Source organism: Streptomyces sp. NBC_00859 (genome assembly GCF_045161865.1).
Lineage (GTDB): Bacteria > Actinomycetota > Actinomycetes > Streptomycetales > Streptomycetaceae > Streptomyces.
In genome coordinates, this window is record NZ_CP108826.1 from 119,750 (window position 1) to 137,629 (window position 17,880).

At 66.9% G+C, this 17,880-nt stretch carries 15 protein-coding genes and 1 pseudogene; 10 read left to right on the forward strand and 6 right to left on the reverse strand.

Annotated features, from left to right (window positions below; genetic code table 11):
* Positions 1-1,209: 1,209 nt before the first annotated feature.
* From OG584_RS00535 to OG584_RS00545, 3 genes are all read left to right on the forward strand, one after another.
* Positions 1,210-1,755, forward strand: coding sequence for an LmbU family transcriptional regulator (locus tag OG584_RS00535; RefSeq protein WP_405773817.1), 546 nt, complete (start codon positions 1,210-1,212; stop codon positions 1,753-1,755).
* 952 nt (positions 1,756-2,707) lie between these two features.
* Entirely contained in the window at positions 2,708-3,298 is a 591-nt protein-coding gene (locus tag OG584_RS00540) for a hypothetical protein (protein WP_405773819.1), read from the forward strand.
* Between the two features lie 614 nt (positions 3,299-3,912).
* Positions 3,913-4,635 (forward strand): family 16 glycosylhydrolase, encoded by a 723-nt coding sequence (locus OG584_RS00545; protein WP_405773821.1) that lies wholly within the window; start codon positions 3,913-3,915, stop codon positions 4,633-4,635.
* A gap of 187 nt (positions 4,636-4,822) precedes the next feature.
* On the opposite strand, the gene OG584_RS00550 is transcribed toward OG584_RS00545, so the two are convergent.
* The gene (locus tag OG584_RS00550; RefSeq protein ID WP_405773822.1) at positions 4,823-5,215 is read right to left on the reverse strand and encodes a VOC family protein; all 393 of its coding nucleotides are present in this window, start codon (positions 5,213-5,215) and stop codon (positions 4,823-4,825) included.
* A gap of 563 nt (positions 5,216-5,778) precedes the next feature.
* On the opposite strand from OG584_RS00550, the gene OG584_RS00555 reads away from it, so the two are divergent.
* On the forward strand, positions 5,779-6,162 hold the full coding sequence (locus OG584_RS00555; protein ID WP_405773824.1) for a hypothetical protein: 384 nt from the start codon (positions 5,779-5,781) through the stop codon (positions 6,160-6,162).
* A gap of 607 nt (positions 6,163-6,769) precedes the next feature.
* Here the strand turns inward: OG584_RS00555 and OG584_RS00560 are convergent.
* Positions 6,770-7,594, reverse strand: coding sequence for an SDR family oxidoreductase (locus OG584_RS00560; protein WP_405773826.1), 825 nt, complete (start codon positions 7,592-7,594; stop codon positions 6,770-6,772).
* Between the two features lie 499 nt (positions 7,595-8,093).
* Here OG584_RS00560 and OG584_RS00565 point away from each other — a divergent pair.
* The 3 genes and pseudogenes from OG584_RS00565 to OG584_RS00575 form a co-directional block, all read left to right on the forward strand.
* A pseudogene (locus tag OG584_RS00565) lies at positions 8,094-8,489 on the forward strand (transposase); the annotation flags it as partial.
* A gap of 191 nt (positions 8,490-8,680) precedes the next feature.
* Positions 8,681-8,887, forward strand: a complete 207-nt coding sequence (locus OG584_RS00570; RefSeq protein ID WP_405784433.1) for a hypothetical protein — start codon at positions 8,681-8,683, stop codon at positions 8,885-8,887.
* Between the two features lie 369 nt (positions 8,888-9,256).
* Positions 9,257-9,649, forward strand: coding sequence for a DUF3592 domain-containing protein (locus OG584_RS00575; protein ID WP_405773828.1), 393 nt, complete (start codon positions 9,257-9,259; stop codon positions 9,647-9,649).
* A gap of 301 nt (positions 9,650-9,950) precedes the next feature.
* Here the strand turns inward: OG584_RS00575 and OG584_RS00580 are convergent, their stop codons facing one another.
* Entirely contained in the window at positions 9,951-10,535 is a 585-nt protein-coding gene (locus OG584_RS00580) for a GNAT family N-acetyltransferase (RefSeq protein ID WP_405783803.1), read from the reverse strand.
* A gap of 325 nt (positions 10,536-10,860) precedes the next feature.
* Positions 10,861-11,787 carry a LysR family transcriptional regulator gene (locus OG584_RS00585; protein WP_405773829.1) on the reverse strand — a complete coding sequence of 309 codons (927 nt, stop codon included), beginning with the start codon at positions 11,785-11,787 and terminating at the stop codon, positions 10,861-10,863.
* 71 nt (positions 11,788-11,858) lie between these two features.
* Between OG584_RS00585 and OG584_RS00590 the strand changes: the two genes are divergently transcribed.
* A complete protein-coding gene (locus OG584_RS00590; protein WP_405773831.1) occupies positions 11,859-12,467 on the forward strand; it encodes a carboxymuconolactone decarboxylase family protein in 609 nt (202 codons plus the stop codon).
* Positions 12,468-12,517: 50 nt separating this feature from the next.
* Entirely contained in the window at positions 12,518-12,934 is a 417-nt protein-coding gene (locus OG584_RS00595) for a tautomerase family protein (protein ID WP_405773833.1), read from the forward strand.
* A gap of 1,689 nt (positions 12,935-14,623) precedes the next feature.
* Here OG584_RS00595 and OG584_RS00600 read toward each other — a convergent pair.
* Entirely contained in the window at positions 14,624-16,105 is a 1,482-nt protein-coding gene (locus OG584_RS00600; protein ID WP_405773835.1) for a hypothetical protein, read from the reverse strand.
* Positions 16,106-16,160: 55 nt separating this feature from the next.
* On the opposite strand from OG584_RS00600, the gene OG584_RS00605 reads away from it, so the two are divergent.
* Positions 16,161-17,042 carry a hypothetical protein gene (locus OG584_RS00605; RefSeq protein ID WP_405783805.1) on the forward strand — a complete coding sequence of 294 codons (882 nt, stop codon included), beginning with the start codon at positions 16,161-16,163 and terminating at the stop codon, positions 17,040-17,042.
* On the opposite strand, the gene OG584_RS00610 is transcribed toward OG584_RS00605, so the two are convergent.
* Positions 17,003-17,746 (reverse strand): hypothetical protein, encoded by a 744-nt coding sequence (locus OG584_RS00610; protein WP_405773837.1) that lies wholly within the window; start codon positions 17,744-17,746, stop codon positions 17,003-17,005. The genes OG584_RS00605 and OG584_RS00610 overlap by 40 nt on opposite strands.
* Between the last annotated feature and the right edge of the window lie 134 nt (positions 17,747-17,880).

Consider the following 17,880-nt stretch of genomic DNA (forward strand, 5'->3'; position numbering starts at 1 on the left):
GAGTGAGGCGAGAAGCCCCCCGCCCTGCGGGGAAACGACAACCCCATCGCGCTGGGCCGGTTCTACGGCTGGACGACCACAGCGATAGCCGGGTCCGTCGCAATATGACGCGCAGCACGCCCCCAAACGCCCTCCTCGGTGACCGACCACCGCTCCCCCGCGACTCCGTAGGCCGGCCGGGCCGAAGAGGGTCCCATCCGATGTCAAAAAGGCAGGTCCGAGAGGAAGCGCACATGTACCGGCACAACCCACTTGCCCCAGCGCTGCGGCGGCAGACCGTGCAGCTGCCACGGTCGTCAAACAGGCTCAAGCGCCCGATCCACAACCCGGCCGCACGTCTCAACAATCGCGGCTGCCGACACGCCTGAATCGACCGGCCCGTGCACTACCGGGGTGCGGGCGCACGCGACTCCGGCGAACCGTCAGGTGAGCAGGGCGGCGATCTGACGGGCTGCTTCCCCGGCGGCGCGGCCAACCCCCGATGCGAGTGGCGCAACAACCGCGAGCCACGGAACCCCGGCGCCCACCCGCCGCGAATTCCGCACCTCGAAAACACAGAGTCCCCTCAGCAAACCGACGAGGACTCATGAACGATCAAGGTTAGGCGAGCATTCGGCCGACCACACAGCAACGCCGCCTTACCTCAAGCGACTTCATTGATACACGCAGAATCGCGGACACCGAACACCCGCACAGACCCTCCACGCGCATCAACGCGGAAACCAATTTCGACCCGCACAGACAAAGCCATTCACCTGCCGACGACCGGAACACATCCCACCAGCGAATCCTTAAGCGGCTTCTGTCCTGGTTCGAGAAACCGGATGTCACCTCAAGTGCCCAGCCAGCTACCCTCCGCCTTCAACCTGGGCAAGTTGCGCACCGTGGCGAAGACTCCCTTGCCGCAGAATCACCGTTCGGGTTTCACTGAGATCGCACACTTCGGAACGGGGACCTTCGGCACGAGGAGCCAACTCAGTCGCTGACACGTCAGAGAGTCGTATAACTCACAAGCCTTCTTCTCTCAGCTCTTGCGTCTCCTGTTCGCCCGGCGATCCATTCCCTGCGCGGAGGCAATTGATGAACCCATCGAGCTTTCCTTCACCCTCTGTTGGCCCTGGACTGCCACGGACGACAGGACACGGACAGCCGAAGCCGGGCGCCGAAGGACGCCGCGGCGACGTGCTCACCACACGAGTGGGACTCCAAATGGCCCCCAACCTCACCTTTGACGCATGGCAACGCGCGGGCGGACAACTGGCAGGAGTGATCGACTCATCCTCCTGGTGGCTGGGCGACTGGCTCGTATACGGCAAGGACCACTACGCCGACCGCTACCAACTGGGCATCCGAACCGCCGGCCTGAAATACCAGACGCTACGCAACTACGCATGGGTATCCAGAAGATTCGACATGCACCGGCGCAGGGATGCCCTGACCTTCCAGCACCACGCAGAAGTAGCATCCCTCCCCTACGAAAAACAAGAAATGTGGCTCGACGACGCAGAAGCAAAGCGATGGACGACGAAACAACTCAGAAACGCCATCAAAGCAATTAACGAAGGAGAACCAGCCACCACCCCGCGGCCGGAAACCCCACGACAGATCGCACTCCCCGGACACCGGATCGACCGATGGCACCAAGCCGCCGAACACTCCGGCATCGACTTCGACCGATGGGTACTCGTCACACTCGACAGCGCCGCCGGCCAAATCCTCGAACACACCGAAAACATAACCGCCCTGAGCGCCTGAACCCCCACCGAGCCGTCCCCCACCCAACCGGGAGACGGCTTCGGCGGTCCCGGCAACAAGTACAAACCCACCGCCCGCGCCACTTGCCACACCACCGCACAGACCGCACCCGCAACCCGCAGTCAGGGCAACCGGGCAATAAGCTCAGCGGTCTCACGATGCCGCCCACACGAACGCTGCGCGAACGACTCCTGAACACGCGCCCGAATATGCGGCTCCTGCTCCTGACTCAGCTTGAACATACCCTCCGCACCAGTCACAGCAACACGAAAAGCACCCACACCCGGGACAAGCTCACGGAAATAACCCTCCGACTCCGTCATGTCCCAACCCATACCAACATCATGAGGAGCACGTCAGATGGCTCGCCCTACTCCGCCACGCCCTCTCGACGTCGAAGTACTGTTCCCCGAGGTGTCCGTTCATCGTCGTGATGCGGTCCATCTGCACCCGCGTAGCCGGGAATCCAGGCGCATGGGAAAGCTCGCTCGGCGGGCCCGTACTGTGGCCACACTCACAACTGTGGCCACATTGCGAAGACAACCATCCACGCACGGTCTTCTCCCCGCCGCGAGCGGGGTTGATCCCGCTGGTGCCGGTCCTCCAACTCTTCGCCGCCGACGTGCCTGAGCTGCCCTTCCCGACCGGTATGAATGTGCTGCAGGTGTTGTGATGTCCCTTTGATCACGAGCATGGCTACGAGCCTCGCCCCGAGGTCTTCTGGCACAACGGTCTTCTGGCGCAACGGTCTGCTGAGCGACGTCGAAGCAGCCGTACCTCGCCGCCCCGCCGACGCCAACAACCCCTGCCTTCCCAACCGGTGCGTCCTGCATCCGGAACGCGTCACCGACTACCCGAACTGGGATCTTCCCGAAGGCGTCGCAGAAGCTCTTGAGGACAGGTTCGAGCGACTGGAGGAGGAAACCGGCGGTCCTACTGGTCGCACCTCTCCGTGTCCGACGGAATCAAGGTCGGCGGCTATCCGACCTGGACGCAGGAACCGTTCTGGCCCACGTGCCCGAACTGCGACCAGCACATGGACCACCTCCTCACCATCAACTCCTCCGAGTTCGACGGCGAGAGCCGGCAGACCTGGCTGACCATCGAAGACACCCCCACCACCGGAACGATCTGGGACCCGCCCTACGAGGAGCGCACACAAGTCCAGTGCCCACCGGGTCTCATGCTCGGCGATATGGGCGGCATCTACCTCTTCGAATACCTGCGCTGTCCCGACCGGCCATTCGCCTACCACCCCGACGCTCCTGATGACCGCCTCACGCATGGTCAAATCCCAGGATGGCGACCGCCAGACACCCGTCGATCACTTCCGGGCCGGTACTGGAAACTCGTGAGTTTACGCTCTACGACACGTGTGAACCGGCTGAGGCCGACGGCGGCGAGGTTGCCGATATCGCATTCGACCAGCGCCCAGATGCCCTCTACAGGTCGGAGATCCGGAGCGTATATCGATAGCCGGAACGCAGTAAGCCAGTCGGCGCTGGCCCTCGAAGACCTCCCACGGGGGCGGGAGCACAGGTGATGCTCCCCTCACCTGTGCTCCCGGCCGGCAGGACCGAACGCCGGTCAGCTGCTCGGCTCCGCCGGGGAGCGCCTGGATGAAAGGGAGTGGTCGTCGGGACGGGACCGTGCGAGTTGAGATATGGGAGACAGCGCGGCCGTTGTCGACTTCGGTGAGGTGCGTCCGCAGGTGGTGGGGTTGCGAACGTCGATGACGAGGCGGTGTTCGCGGCGATCGTTTAGGTGCAGGTCAGCGGATGCGTCTGGCGGGCCTGCCTCCGTGCTTCGGAGCATCGAAGTCGACTGTGCAATGCCGCTTCGCTATCTGGTCCAGGGCAGGAGTCTGAGCCCGGCTCCATCAGACGATCCTCGAGCACCTGGACGAGCTCGACCGCGTCGACCTTTCCGTGCGGTCGGCGGCCCCGCGCATGCGACTCCTCAAACTGACCATCTAGGACACCATGCGGATCACGGTTTCCTTACGGCATCGATGAGTTGTGCGTTCAACTTCAAGAGTCATGCTCCGATCCGTACCGCGCGTATTGCCATGTTGTGAACTGGCTCCTACAGTCTGGCGGCAAGTAGGGCCGTGGGAGCGGTCCCACAGCCCATGTCCATCCGAGCAATGGAGCTCCGATGAAACCTGTGAGCCGCAGGCGCATACTCGGCGCGGCCCTGGCTGTCCCTCCCGCCGTGATTGTCGGGGCAGGGCCAGCGCATGCGGCTTCCTGGGGAAGCCCCATCACCATCAACTCGTGGAACAGGATCAGCGGAAGGTGGACGGCGAACAACGAGCTGGAAACCTACACCCCGGATTGTGTCTGGTACGAGGGCTCGACGCTGGTCATCAAGACGTACAACGCCGGAGGCGGCCTGTACTACTCCGGCCGCGTGGAGTCGGCGGCGCTGTACGGGTACGGCACCTACAGCTTCACTGCCAACATGCCCAATGGGCAGGGCCTGCTCCCTGCGGTCTGGGCGGCCTACCTCAACCCGTGGCTTCCGGAGTTCGACGCGGCGGAGATCGTCGGGCAGAACCCAAACACCGTCTACCAGACCTCCCACGACGCCAACAACGCGCAAAGCCAGTGGGCCCCGAACAATCCCAACGGCTGGACCAACGCATACCACACCTACTCGTTTACCTGGTTCCCCGACCACATCGATTTCGCCGTGGACGGCGCCTTCACCGGGACCAAGTGGTACGCCACCGCTCCTGGCGTGGGAATGCACTTCATCGTCAACACCGCTGTCGGCGGTGACTGGCCCGGCAACCCCAACGACTCCACCTGGGCCACTGCCGACGGCGCCCGGTACCTCAAGTGCTCCGCCATCACCCACACCCCCTACTACCCATGACACGCATGGTGATTCGGAACTGCTACACAGACAGGTGACAGTCAGGTTTCATGCTGCGAGACAGGAGCCGGCGGCCGCTCGCCGAGCACGGAGGCCCGGCGCCCCCGCGTCGGCCGACCGGGCTTCGCGGCGGGGCTCGGTCACGGACGGGCCATCCGCAGCGGCTTTTCGCCGCCGTGCTACCAGCCTACTCGCGCAGTGTCAGCCACTCCTGAAGCTCGATCAGGTTCCTCTCCGGGTCCTCCAGGTAGGCGACCCGCATCCGGTCACCCATCGGCCCTGGGGCCCGGGTGAATTCCGCCCCTCGCGAGATGTACTCGGTGTGGGCGGCGTCCAGGTCCTCCACCCGCAGCACCACCAGCGCACGGTATCCCTCCGGCTCCGCCCCCAACCTCCCCAGGATGCCGGCCATCTGAGTCCGGTCCTGCAACGCGATCGCGGCAGGTCCGGTGTCGGGGCTGAGCTTGGCGTACGGGCCGCTTTCAGCCTCGAACTGCGGCCTGAGCCCGAGTACGTCCCGGTAGAAGCGGTAGACAGTAGGGAAGTCGGACACCAACAGGCGTATTTGAGTGAGTTCCATACTGACCTTTCTAACCCGGTTCCGGCTCCGGCTCGATCACGATCTCTAAATGAGTCCCGCCCGAGTTCAGCTCTGGTCGACGAACCCGACTGGGCGGTGGACTGGTTGAGGAACTGCACCACGCCCTGCTGCTCAAGACGGCTCTGGGTGGCTGGGTCTCGTCGGGTGCTTCCACGTAGACCTGGGGTGGCAGCCTGGCGCTCCTGAGCCGGGCGCAGCGTGGCGTGGGGCACCGCGCAGTCGACTGGTACCCCAAACGTTGCGGTGATGCGGTGACAGCGGGGTCGGTGTTGTCCGACCGACTGGAGTCGCTCCGTGCCCGTGTGTGCCACCGGGGAACGGGAGCCCGGGAACGGGAGCCCCGGTGGTCAGGGCGAGCCCAGCGACGCCCGTGCGGTCGCGGTAGTGCCGGACGTCGAGGGAGCGAGTTGCCTCGGTAGATACCGGAACGCGCCCTTGCTGGTCAGAACTTGTTCGGCCGACTCCAGCGACGCTCGCGCGCTGCGGTGGCCCGTCGGGAAATGAGTATGGGCCGCTGCGTGGCCGGCAGGCAGACTTCGCACATGCAGATACCTGCCGAAGCCGTTGCCGCCACCGCACTGATCGAGGTCGTAAGGATCTCCGCCCTCCCGACCGAGCAGGGCGCCCCGTACCCCGGCGCAGTAATCGCCCACTGGGTCGGGAACGAGGCCGCCGGCGCCTTGGCCTTGATAGAGACCCTGACCGGCAGCGAACAGCACCGCTGCGGCTTCGCACCAGGCTGGGCCATCCGGGCGTACGAGGAATCCCTCGACCTGGCGTTGTTCGAGGCGGCATTCTGCTTCAGGTGCCACGAGGTCCGCATGCACGGAACGGCCGTGCCACCCGCGCTGGTCACGCAGTTCTTCGACGGAGAGGCCCCGCCGGCCCAGGCCCTCCTGACGCTCTTCCGCACGGTGGCCCCGTAGCCCGCCGACTGGCTCAGCGGGTTTCGCGGCCATCGGGGCCATTGACTTCCCCGATGGAACGGGGTCGGAGACTTCGGATGTGGTGCGGCAGCGAGCCGGACGGGCCAACTCCGCGCTCAGTAACAGCAACACCGACCCAACCCTGGTCGGAGATGAACCCAGCCTTGCCGCCGAGCACCCGGTCGAGGTCGCCGACGGCTCGGTCCGTCACGCGCCGGCTGCCGGGCAGACCATCCGCTGGGGGCAGGGAGCTACTCGGTGCGGGTTGTCGTCCCGGTCAATGTGCACGTGGCGATGCTCGATGGCTCCCCGACGCGCCGCTGGTGCAGCCGCCCACCGGGCTCAAGCCTGCCGCGCCCACCAGTACGAGGCGGGAACCACACGCGGCAGCGGCGGCCCAACGATGAACCGGACGACCACACTCTGGCGCGCTCCCGCCGGCTGCCCGCCGCCTGCTGCCGACGACCATCAGGACCACTGCTCCTGATCACACAGTGCCACCCCTGAGAGGGTCCGACCGGATTCGCTCCGGTCGGACCCTCTTCTTCGCGTACAGGCTTGTCTCCGCGTACGGCTGCCGCTCCGTGCGCCGGGTCTCCCGCCCCGCTCAGCCCTGCGCCAGCTCCGCCACGGGCTGCCACTTCTCCCACACCGCGAGACGCTGCTCGTAATCGGCCTTGGCCATGCCCAGCGGCGCCGAACCGAAGAAGCAGCGCAGCGGCGGCTCGTCGGCGTCGACGATCTCCAGCACGGCCGCGGCGGACGCGGTCGGATCGCCCGGCGTGCCGACGCGCTTGCGACGCTGCTCCTGCACCTGCTTGTGGAAGTCGGCATACGCGGGCAACGGCTCGGACGTGCTTGACGAGGAACCCGCCCAGTCGGTCGCGAACCCACCGGGCTCGATCAGAGTGACCTTGATGCCGAACGGCGCCACTTCCTGAGCCAGCGCCTGGCTCATGCCTTCGAGCGCCCACTTCGACGCGTGGTAGATCCCGACCAGCGGGAAGGCGCTGATGCCTCCGATGGAGGAGACCTGGAGAATGTGGCCGCTGCCCTGCTCACGCAGGAACGGCAGCGCCGCCTGCGTGATCCACAGGGCGCCGAACAGGTTGGTCTCCAGTTGCGCGCGTGCCTCGGCCTCGGTGAGTTCCTCGACCATGCCGAAGTGGCCGTAACCGGCGTTGTTGACCACCACGTCGAGACGCCCGAAACGCTCGTGCGCCTGCTGCACGGCGGCGAAGTCGGCGTCACGGTCCGTCACGTCGAGACGCAGGGGCAACAGCCGTTCTCCGTACTTCTCGCGAAGGTCACCCAGCGTGGAGAGGTCGCGCGCGGTCGCGGCCACCGAATCGCCGCGTTCGAGGGCGGCGACGGCCCACTCCCTGCCGAAGCCGCGTGAGGCGCCGGTGATGAACCAGATCTTCTGCGTCATGATGTGTGCTCCTCAAGGAAACTTGTCATCCGTACGATCAGCACGTCACGGTGTCACTCCCACCAGCCAACACCTTCGAGTGGACTCAAAGGCAAGTTCAGTACTCCCGAAGGTGGCCTCAACTGTCGCGAGGGGTGACTGCCCTGTGGGGCCATTACCCGGCGTGGCCCAGGGATCGGTGTCTCATCCGAATCAGGCCTCCACTCTCGGACCTGCACTTACTTCCCCACCGCCGCCCCTCTGCTGCGCTCCGCCGGGCGGCAGGATGAGCAGCGAATGAGCGAGACGGAACCGCCGGCCCACTTGCGCGAGCTCGACTCCCGCGAACGGCTGGAACGGCCGCTGCACTGCCACCTTCCGCAAGGACGCGAACGTGGTCTGCGGGACCAAATTAGGCTCCCCCACCGAGGTCCGTGCCGGCAGTCCGGAAGCCTTCCTCGCTACGGACAAGGCCCGCGAGGAGGGTCGCTGGAACCCGCCGACCGGTCGGCCGGAGATGGACGACTGTGCCATCGACGGCTCGCACGTCCGCGCCCTCAAAGGAGGAACTCACACCGGACCGTCTCCGGTCGACCAGGCCGCCCCGGCAGCAAGCATCACGGCGTCGTCGACCAGCACAGCACAGCGCTCGCGGTGTCACTGACCGAAGGCAACCGGCACGATGTCACCCAGCTGGTGCCGCTCATTGATGCCATCCCCCGCGTTCGTGGCTTGCTCGGCCGGCCACGCCACCGAGCCCGGCGGCTGTTCGCCGACCGCGGCTACGACTTCGACAAATACAGTCGTCTCGTCCGGGCGCATGGGATCACACCCAAGATCGCCCGTCGCGACACCCCGCACGGCTCCGGCCTGGGGCAAGACCCGATAGGTGGTCGAACGCACCTTCGCCCGATTAAAGGGCTGTCCCGCAAATGGTGCGCCAAGCAGGGTGTCCGGCATGACTTGGTACGGATGTCCGCATTTGGATGGTCTGGAGGTCAGTGGGCCTCGGACTTCATGCAGGCTGAGCGGTGCGGTTCGTCTGCCGGAACTTTGGACTGTCGGATCTGCCGCGGCGCGGTCTCGCCACAGACGGGGCCCCTGGAGGTGCTTCTCCTCGACATCGAGGCAGAGCTGTCCATCTGGGAAGAGGGGAGGGCGGTGTGGTCCGAGGAGGCGTTTGCCGTGGCCGAGCTCGCGTACCACCTGGCGCTCTGGCTCCAGAGCCCGGTCGCTGGCCAGGAGGGTTTCGAGTTCGACTCGATGCAATCGGTTGCGGGTCTGATCCGCATCGCGGGCTCCGACGGAGGCTGACGGATCGGCTCCGACTTCGCGCCCGACTTCTGGACGTCGCCCGTTGCTTGGGATGTTCTCGTGGTGGAGACCGCGCGATTCGGCCGTTCCGTGCGTGAGGGCGTCGCTGCGATGGGCATCGAGCCGTCCTTCATCCCAGAGGCCTCAGGCAATGTCGCCGAGCGGCGACTTGCACGAAGTCTGAGCCCGGCCTCTGCTGACGGACTTGTTGTCCGGCGTGAAGAGGATCATCACTGCGTCCATGGCTTCCAGAAGTGGCCGTGCGGCGCACGGAAACCGTTGACTCCCCTGCCGCGTCTGTACGTGGTGAGGCCACGAGACTGCCACGCGCAACATGTGCGGTGCGCAGCACAGAGGGGATGAGAGTTCATGGGGCCAGTAGCGGCGGCGGTATCTGTCATGGCATTCGGCTCGGTATTCTGCGGCGCGGGCGCCGGGAGCCTGTACAAGAGGCGATGGTTGCAACGCCATGGAGTGCGGACATCCGGCACTGTCATCCGACTGGCCAAGAGCTCCAACCAGGATGGAACGTCCTACCACCCAGTCGTGCAGTACCGGACCGGCGAGGGCCGGCTGGAGGAGGCCAGGTCCTCGTTCGGGACTGGACGGTCAACCAGATTTCAGCCCGGCACGCCGGTCACAGTCTTCTACGATCCGGCCAAGCCGCACCGGATGACCATCGACGGCTACGCCGGGGGCACGATGGTGGTCTTCTGCCTCGTCGGAATTGCGGTCGTCGCCCTCGGCTTGTGGATCCTGTGATCGAGGATGAAGTGACTACCCGGCGGTGCAACGGCCATCGACTGGAAGCATCCCGCAGAGGCAGTTCCACCAATATCTCAGCCCCCGAATACATTGACGGGAGCCACCAACGCGATCCAACCTCCCACCCGACGGCGTGCCCCTGCTCGTCACCGCCGACCAAGGCTGCCGACGGACCGCCCAGGGCTCGCAACTGAGCACGATCCATGTAGCGGGTGGGTGATCACAGCGGCCCGAGCAGGTGGGCCGACATGCATATCAGGCAAGCTTTCCCCGGAGGCGGTGTCTACCAGAAGCAGAATTAAAGCCGCTCTTCATGGGCTGGAATCGGCGCGGCACCCGGCCGCCACTCTCGCCTGATCAACCCGAACACCCACGAGTCGGATACCTCGCCGTTCACGATGCAGTCTTCCCGCAACGTCCCTTCACGGATGAATCCGATCTTCTCCAGGACCCGTGCAGATGCCACGTTGCGCGTATCGGTCTCCGCCTGAACTCGATTCAGGTCCACTGTGTCGAATGCCCACTGCAGCAAGGCGTGTGCGGCCTCCGTCGCGTAGCCGTGGCCCCACATTGCTTCGTCGAGGACGTAGCCCAACGACGCGCTGCGGTAGTCCGGGTTCCATCCGGTCAGACCGCACCAGCCGACGAAGGCCCCGTCGGAAGCACGGTCGATGGCCACCCGTGCCCCCGTGTTTTCGTCCGCCATCTTCCGGCACATCGCGATGAAGCGCTCGGCGCGGGCCCGTTCGTTCCACGGCGGGGAGTCCCAGTAGCGCATCACATAAGTGCTGCTGTGCAGCGCGAACAAGGGATCCGCGTCGGCGTCGGTGACGGGGCGCAGCCGCAGGCGAGCGGTGTGCAGTATGGGGGTGGCCAAAGTCATGCGCTCCATCTTGTGACCTCATGGGCGGGCAGGAAACCGAATATTCCATTCTGGTCCGGCCGTCACCACCAGGGCAGCGCCTACCAGCAGACCTTGCATGCCTTCAACCAGCACCCCGACCAGGCACTCAGAGCCTGCGAAGCGCACGACCACTCGGCCTGCCCACCGACGGCTCAGACATGTGCCAGGGGCCCCGACCCAGGTCGACTGGGGTGACGAAGGCAAGATCCTCGCGATCGAACAGGACGTGACCTCGGCCGTACCGGTGCGACCCGGTCAGCGGTGAATCCGGATACTCAACCGGAACCGATCTCGACGCTGCTGGTCAGGCCCACTCGCGGTGCTCCGTGACCAAGGTGGCGGCGGCCTCGCGCATAGCCCGGACGAGCAGAGCGACCACGGCCTGGTCGAGGTCGCGTGCGTGCGCGAGCATCACGCGGCGGATCTCGGCGGGTACCCCGTGGATCTGGGTGATGGTCACCCCGGGCGGAACAGCCGGCAGAAACTCCGCCGGCACCGTCGTGATCCCGGCGCCTTGGGCGACAAGTCCGAGCTTCGCTGCCCAGTCGCGGGTCCAGTGCTGCACCACCGGCCGTCCGGGCAGGCCCGGCCAGACACCGAGCAGAGGCTCGCCCTCGCTCGACCGGCTCGCGATCCACGACTCGCCCTCGAGCGACTCCAAGGTCACCGGCTCCGGCCCCGCGTGCCGACTGGCCGATGGCACCGCGAGCGCGAGCGCAGTCTCGGTGACCGTGTGCTGTTCCAGAGGCGGATGCTCCTGGTCGGGCGAACGGAACGGTGGACGGCCGGTGATCAGTGCGACGTCCAGCGTCCCAGCACGCACCCCGCGGACGAGCGCAGGCGTGGCGCCCTCGCGGGTGGAGATCTCAAGGTCGGGCTCCAGCTGGCGCAGGGCGGCGATCGATCGTGGGAGGAGCGCCGCCCCGGCCACGGAGACAACGCCCACCCGAACACGTCGCACCTGCCGGGGCTTGCCGGCGAGCATCCTCTCCGCCTGTTCGAGTGCGTCCAGGGCGATCACGACCTGGCGCAGAACGAGACCGCCCGCGCGGGTGAGTTGCACTCCTCGTGGCACGCGCTCGAACAGCGCCACGCCGAGGTCGCGCTCCGCAGCCGCGATCTGGCGGGACACCGCCGACTGCGTGTACCCGAGTCCGGTCGCGGCCGCTGTGAAGCTGCGGCACTCGGCCACGGTGCGGATGGTCTGGAGGGTCGACAACGGCAGATCCATGCTTGGAGAGCATAGTGGGGATGCGAAACTTGCGCTGGTCGCATGTCACGGGCGGCCATAGCCTCGGGTTCATGGCATCGAATACGCCGAAGAACGACGAGCACTCCGCGGGCGGCCGCCTCCGGCTCCTGGCGCGGGCGGAACTCGACGCGGAACAGGTGAAGATCAGCGATCGGTTGACGCTCACCCGCGTCGCTCGCGGACGGCAGGCCGGCTATCGCACTGCTCTCGACGACGGCCGGTTCGTCGGGCCGTTCAACGCCCTGCTGCGGGCGCCGGACATCGCCGAACGGCAACTCGACTGGGCAGAGGCAATCTCGGCGGCCGACCTGCACCCGGCAGCGCGCGAGGTCGCGATCCTCACCGTGGCCGCGCAGTGGCGGGCGGAGTACGTCCTGTACGCCCACAGCGCGGCCGCGCGTGGCGCCGGCTTGAGTGACGATGCGATCGATGACCTTGTTGCCGCGCGCACGCCCGCGGGCCTCGACCGAACTGCTCGGTTGGCCCACGCCGTGGCGCTCGCACTCGTCCAGGATCACGACATACCGGATGACCTGTACGGCGACTTCCTGTCGGAGTACGGCGAGACGGGGGCCGTCGTCCTCATTTCCCTGATCGGCCAGTACCTCGCCACCTGCGCCGTGACGACGTGCTTCCGCGTCCCCGTGCCCGGCGCCTAACCGTATCCGGACCCGGCCAACACACCACTTTCACCAACAGGAGGAACACCATGCCGCTCGTTGACATCTACCTGCACCAGGGCGTGACCACTCGCGATCAGCGCAAAGCCATCTCTGACGCGATCCATGCGGCGATGGTCGAGACGCTCGTCATCCCTGACGATGATCGGTTTCATTACTTCCACGAGTTCCCGGAGGGCTCCGTGTTCCACGACGACGTCGTATTCGGCCTCCCTCGCTCGGAGCGGCTGATGGGCATCACCCTGTCGTTCAACAACCGCACGGCCGAGACAAAGAACGCTCTGTTCGAGTCGATGGTGAAGCACCTGCTGCAGATCGCCGGGGTGCCCCGCGAGGACGTTGTCCTCCGCATCCTGGAGACCGCGCGCGAGAACTGGTGGGCAGCCGGACGCGTGGTCGACCCCAACACCGGCTACGACGAGCGGATGACGGCAACCGCCGATTGAACGGCGGGCAAAACGCCCCCTGAGGGGTCCCTGCACTATGAGCATCCGATGAGGTCACGTGGCCTGGTGCCGCGTCTCGCGGCACCAGGCCGACCCGGGCGGGCACAGTGCAAGGACCCTGAGCCGATGCTCAGCGCTCCCAGAGAGCACTCCGCCGCGGGTCCGTAGTACCGCACGCGACGACTCGCCGGCTCAGAGCCGGCCATGGTGCGGGCCGCGGCGTGGTCGAGGAGCCCGTCACACATTTCCTCAAGCCCGCCCTGGGACGCAAAGCCGTAACGCATCGAGTGCGATCGGAGCTGAAAGTCCTCCCGCCGATGTCGTGCAGCGCCTCAGCGACGCGCCGTCCGCTCAACTAATGGAGCGTCAATTCCTGCATGAGCAGAACTCTCTGTGTCTCCCGGGCTTTCCGGCCGGGCGCAGATGGTCAGCGGTCTACGCCCGGCAACTGCGCCTCGCGTCCTGGCACAAGCGGTGAAGACCGCCGGGACGTTCCTGCACGGCCAGCTTCGCCCAGTTTGAGAACAACGGTGACGAGGATGCCGCCGACCTGAGCGAGACGCCTCCGTCGGCGACCCGGGCAACCATGCCACGCCGCGATCGGTCACCATCACGCCGATCGGGGCCTAGTCCGAGCGGCTCGCGGCCGTCACGGCGCACGACCGTCGAGGTGCGCGGCTTCCGCTTCTTGGTGCTGTCGATCCGGCAGGTCGGCGCCCGGCATCGCTCCGCCGCCCGGCGCACTCAGGGCCGGACCACAGCATCGGCACTCGAATGATCAGGAGAACAAGGCGCCCAGGAATATCACGAAGTAGTAAGCGAACTGATGCCATCGCTTGCAGTAGCGCTTCGGACGCCACCTGGAGCGTCGCGTGAACGACTTATCGCACAAGGTGCACGGCCGAGCCTTCGTCTCCCCCATGGCCACGACCCTACCGGACGCAAGAACACGGCTTACAGCAGCAACCTGACCAGGCCGCCCCACTCAAATCCCGCAGCAGGCGTCGTCGTCCGCGCGCCAGCCGTACGGGGTCGAACCTTTCGTCCCGTGCCCCCGCTGCGACTCTCGATGGAGTTCTCACACGGCACGGGGCGGTCCATGAGCGAGGCAACGCCGACGTCGCCTTTCCGGCGCTCGGTATGCGCTCCGTGGCGCTACGGGAGTCAGGTCAGCAGCCGCCCTTCCGCTCCTCCGGGACACTTACGGCTGTCCATCGGATGCAATGTGGGGCTCGCGACGGATGAACTCCTTCATACACCCGCCATGACCGCTGGGAGCCCTGCCGCTCGTGTACTCCGCAACGCCGCTCGCCACGAACGTCGCTGGCGCAGAGCCAGACCTATCAGCCGGCCCACCGGGGCCTTGATCGGCCCGGCTATCCGTATCGGGTCGCCCGGCGCCGGGCGACCCGGTCGAGGAGAACCTCAGCCGTACCGTTACGGCTGACGGCGGTGGCCCCGCCCGGCTTGACCTTCGCGTGCCCGATTCGACTCATCGCGGGCGCCAGAGTTCCGCGCAGCTCTACGCCTGGTGTCGCCGCCGAGCGCCAACGTTGCGGTGCCGTCCTCCAGTTGGCGGTGAGAGCCGGGCCAGGGCAGGACCGAACAGCAGGCCTGGTCCCACTTTGCGGCAGGTGCCCGCGGGGCCCACGCCGTCGCGGACTGCGCGACGGCGTGCCCTGCACGTCCTCAGCTCGACGCGAGCTGGTTGGCGATCTCCTTCTGCCACTTCTCGGCATCGGCCGGGTCATTCAGGGACTGCTCCCATTTCTCCGCCGTCATCCGCACATCCGCGGGGCCTGCCTTCAGCGCGACGAGCAGTTCGCGGGCCGAGGCACGCAACGCGGGCGAAGTCTTCTGACCTGCCGGGACCTCGGGGCCCGCGGCGAGGCCGTAGAGGGTGCGCGCCATGGCATCGCGCTTGCTGTGCTCGACCTTCTTCCAGAACTTCAGCGCTTCCTTGAGCGCGTCCGGGCGGGAAGCGGGCTCGGATGCGGCCGGTCCACCCTCCTCCGTGGACGGGGCCCAGCGGTCGGGGTGGCGGGCGCCGTCGTAGCGCTTCTTGCCCGCGCGCCCGGCCTTGTACGCGGTGACCGAGAGCAGCAGCCCTGCCGCTGTTGCGGCCAGGCCCCAGCCGACCGGGTTGCTCGCCAGCGCCCCCGAGGCGGCCGCTGCGATCGTCACCGCGCCGCCGGCGGACCTCACGCCGTCTCCGACCGCTCCGACCCCCTGCTTCCAGAGCTTGTTGCGCTGCTTTGCCAGGGCGTAGTCCCGGGTGGTGTTGAGGACGTTGGTGTCCTGCGCACCCTTGACGTCCCCGGCGGCCTTCTCGATGGTCGAGAAGGCGTCACTGGCACGGTCCAGGGCGGCTCCCAGCCGATCCGCGAGGCCGTCCTCCTCGCCCTCGTGGGCGCGCTCCAACGCGACGTAGGCATGCGCGAGCGCCCAGTGGCTCTCCGTCTCCGCCTCGCGGAGCCGAGTGAGCTCGGGGTCGCCCACCGTCGCGGGCACGTCAATCTTCTTGACGGCCTGGTACTTGCGCGTCGTCAGCCCGAATCGACGCGCCGCACGGACACTCTTGACGCCCGCTACGGCGCCGATCATCCCGCCCCCGGCCTCAGCGACGCTGGCTGCCGTGACGACGCCCTCCGCGTGCAGGGAGTTCTTGGCGACGCCGATGACGTCGGAACCGTACGTCGCCAGGTTCTGGATCGCGTCGAGCGTCTTGGACGGGAACTTCTTGCGTGGGGCGTGGGAGGAGGGACCCGCCGGGTTCTCCTTGGACTCCTTGTACGCCTTGCGTGCGTCGATGACGTTGTTGACCGCCGTGACCCCGTCGGTGACGCCCATCTCGGCGCCGGCCACGGCGGAGGACACACCGGCCTGCTCCGACAGGCGCGTGTCGGAGGTCTGGGACGCCCGCCAGTTCACCTCCGCGTTGCCCGGGACCAGACCACGCAGGACCAGGGTGTCGAGGACGTCGAGGTGCTTGTTGGCCCGCTCCAGCGCACTGGCGATCCTCTCCCGGATGTTCAGCCCGCTGCGGGACACCTTCGCCTTCGGCTTGCCCGTCTCCTCACCGGACGTCTTCGCCTCGTTGTTCTCCGCGAGACGCTGGACGACGGCGGACGCGGCCCGGTTGCCGGCGAGCGCCTGTATCGATCCCATCATCGGTCCGATGCTGCGGGGGTCCGGCACTCCTGCCAGGTTCTCCGCGTCGCGTGAGATGGGCCGGGGCCGTCGAACGGCCGGCTGCCGCGTACGGTTACCGAAAGCAGTGTTACCCACCGGTATCCTTTCCGTGCTCGTGTTGACACCGGGTGCGTGGCAAGTCGAGGCATCCGGAGGGGCCTTGCGCTCCCCACAGTATCGGTTGCCTTCCCACCCCCGCGGAAGGTGTTTCCCGTCTCACCTCAATTCTGTGCGACGGCTTGCGGCCGTCGGACCGCCACTCGGCAGCCACCCGGCCGGGGTTCCCCTGCGCTCCTCTGCGGCCGACCTGGGTGTGGCCCTGGCGGCCACCGGCGTCCCCCGCCTGCTCAACGGCCACATCAACTACACCGTCACGCTCACCAACAACGGCTCCTCGGCCCTGACATCCGCCACCGTTACTGCCACCCTCCCGCCCCCGACGGCAGCCATGACCAGTTCCTGCGCCGCCAAGAGCGGCCACGTCACCTGCAGCGCCGGGGCCCTGGCGCCAGGCCGCCGGCACCACTCGCGCCTTCACTGTCCCCGTCGGCCTGCTCACCCTGGGACTGCCCTGCAGCGTCACCGCGACTCGCAGCGCCAGCACCCCCGTCGACACCAACCCCGTCAAGGACACCACCACCCGCACCTGCACCGTGGTCACCTCGCTGGGCATCAACGGCAACTGACGCCGCAGGGCCGCTGCCGTCACGGCCACCCGGGCTGGAGCGGGTGGCGGCATGAACATGGGCGACCACCGCAAGGTCCGGGAAGAAGGCGAGCTCTGCATACAGGATCGCCGGCATGCTGCCCTGGGGCGCGCAGCACAAGGCGGCACAGGTCCGCGGAGCCGCACCTTCGTACGGGCTCGGCCGCCCGTCATCTCTCCGACGGGCGGCCGAGCCGTGAGCGACGGTGATCGGGGAAGCGCTCCGCGCGCGGATCGAGCAGATCGATCAGGTTCATAAGGGCATGCTGCAGCGCGATCAGCCGGTACGGCACTCCCTGCGCCCGCGCCACTGCCTCGAGGCTGTCGCTCAAGGGTCCGAACCACTCGGCGAACTCCGGGTCCTCGTCGAGCCGTCGGCAAAACTCCACATACCCCAGACAGGATGTACCGTCCGCAGTCAGCATCAGCTCACCGATCGCCCGCTGATCGCTGCGGAAGATAACGAAGTGCCCGTCGAGGAAGCGCGTGTTGCCGCCTCCGTCGTTGTTCAGCACGTTACTGATCGCCGTGAAGTGCCCCACGATCCGCCGGTTGACCGTGCTGTCCCCGAGATCGAGGAACTGGACGCCGCGGCGAAGGATCTCCACCCGGCCCAGGTACTCGCCCAGCACATGGAGCGTGCTGCGCCGGGCGTATGCGCGTTCACGACTGGAGCCGTCACGGAGGTACATCTGCAGGAACCCACGGTCCACGATGTTGTAGAGGCGGGACTGCAGGTCGTAGGCAGCCCACAGGAGCGGATCGCGGTGGCGGCCCATCAGGTCCTGCTGCGCGGTCCGGCTCTCCAACTCGTGGGCGAGCAGAGCCTGTCGGCGGCCGGACCGGGCCGTGAACCAGGCACTGCCGAGTGCAACAGCACCCGACAGGGACGCGACGATCAGTTCGGTACTCACAGGCTCGGGAGCGTAGCGGTTGCGGGGGCTCCGGACCAGGCTGAGCCGGATCGGATCAACGGCGGGCGGTCGAGCCGCGTCACGCGCCTCACAGTGGGCCGTCGCATGGGGCGCCGCACATCTGCAGGCGCGCA

Excerpts from the sequence above, each read along its gene's own strand:
- OG584_RS00535 (WP_405773817.1), top strand. The coding sequence starts at position 1,210 with ATGGCCCCCAACCTCACCTTTGACGCATGGCAACGCGCGGGCGGACAA.
- OG584_RS00545 (WP_405773821.1), top strand. The coding sequence starts at position 3,913 with ATGAAACCTGTGAGCCGCAGGCGCATACTCGGCGCGGCCCTGGCTGTC.
- OG584_RS00550 (WP_405773822.1), bottom strand. The coding sequence starts at position 5,215 with ATGGAACTCACTCAAATACGCCTGTTGGTGTCCGACTTCCCTACTGTC.
- OG584_RS00555 (WP_405773824.1), top strand. The coding sequence starts at position 5,779 with ATGCAGATACCTGCCGAAGCCGTTGCCGCCACCGCACTGATCGAGGTC.
- OG584_RS00560 (WP_405773826.1), bottom strand. The coding sequence starts at position 7,594 with ATGACGCAGAAGATCTGGTTCATCACCGGCGCCTCACGCGGCTTCGGC.
- OG584_RS00575 (WP_405773828.1), top strand. The coding sequence starts at position 9,257 with ATGGGGCCAGTAGCGGCGGCGGTATCTGTCATGGCATTCGGCTCGGTA.
- OG584_RS00580 (WP_405783803.1), bottom strand. The coding sequence starts at position 10,535 with ATGACTTTGGCCACCCCCATACTGCACACCGCTCGCCTGCGGCTGCGC.
- OG584_RS00585 (WP_405773829.1), bottom strand. The coding sequence starts at position 11,787 with ATGGATCTGCCGTTGTCGACCCTCCAGACCATCCGCACCGTGGCCGAG.
- OG584_RS00590 (WP_405773831.1), top strand. The coding sequence starts at position 11,859 with ATGGCATCGAATACGCCGAAGAACGACGAGCACTCCGCGGGCGGCCGC.
- OG584_RS00595 (WP_405773833.1), top strand. The coding sequence starts at position 12,518 with ATGCCGCTCGTTGACATCTACCTGCACCAGGGCGTGACCACTCGCGAT.
- OG584_RS00600 (WP_405773835.1), bottom strand. The coding sequence starts at position 16,105 with ATGATGGGATCGATACAGGCGCTCGCCGGCAACCGGGCCGCGTCCGCC.
- OG584_RS00605 (WP_405783805.1), top strand. The coding sequence starts at position 16,161 with ATGGGCCGGGGCCGTCGAACGGCCGGCTGCCGCGTACGGTTACCGAAA.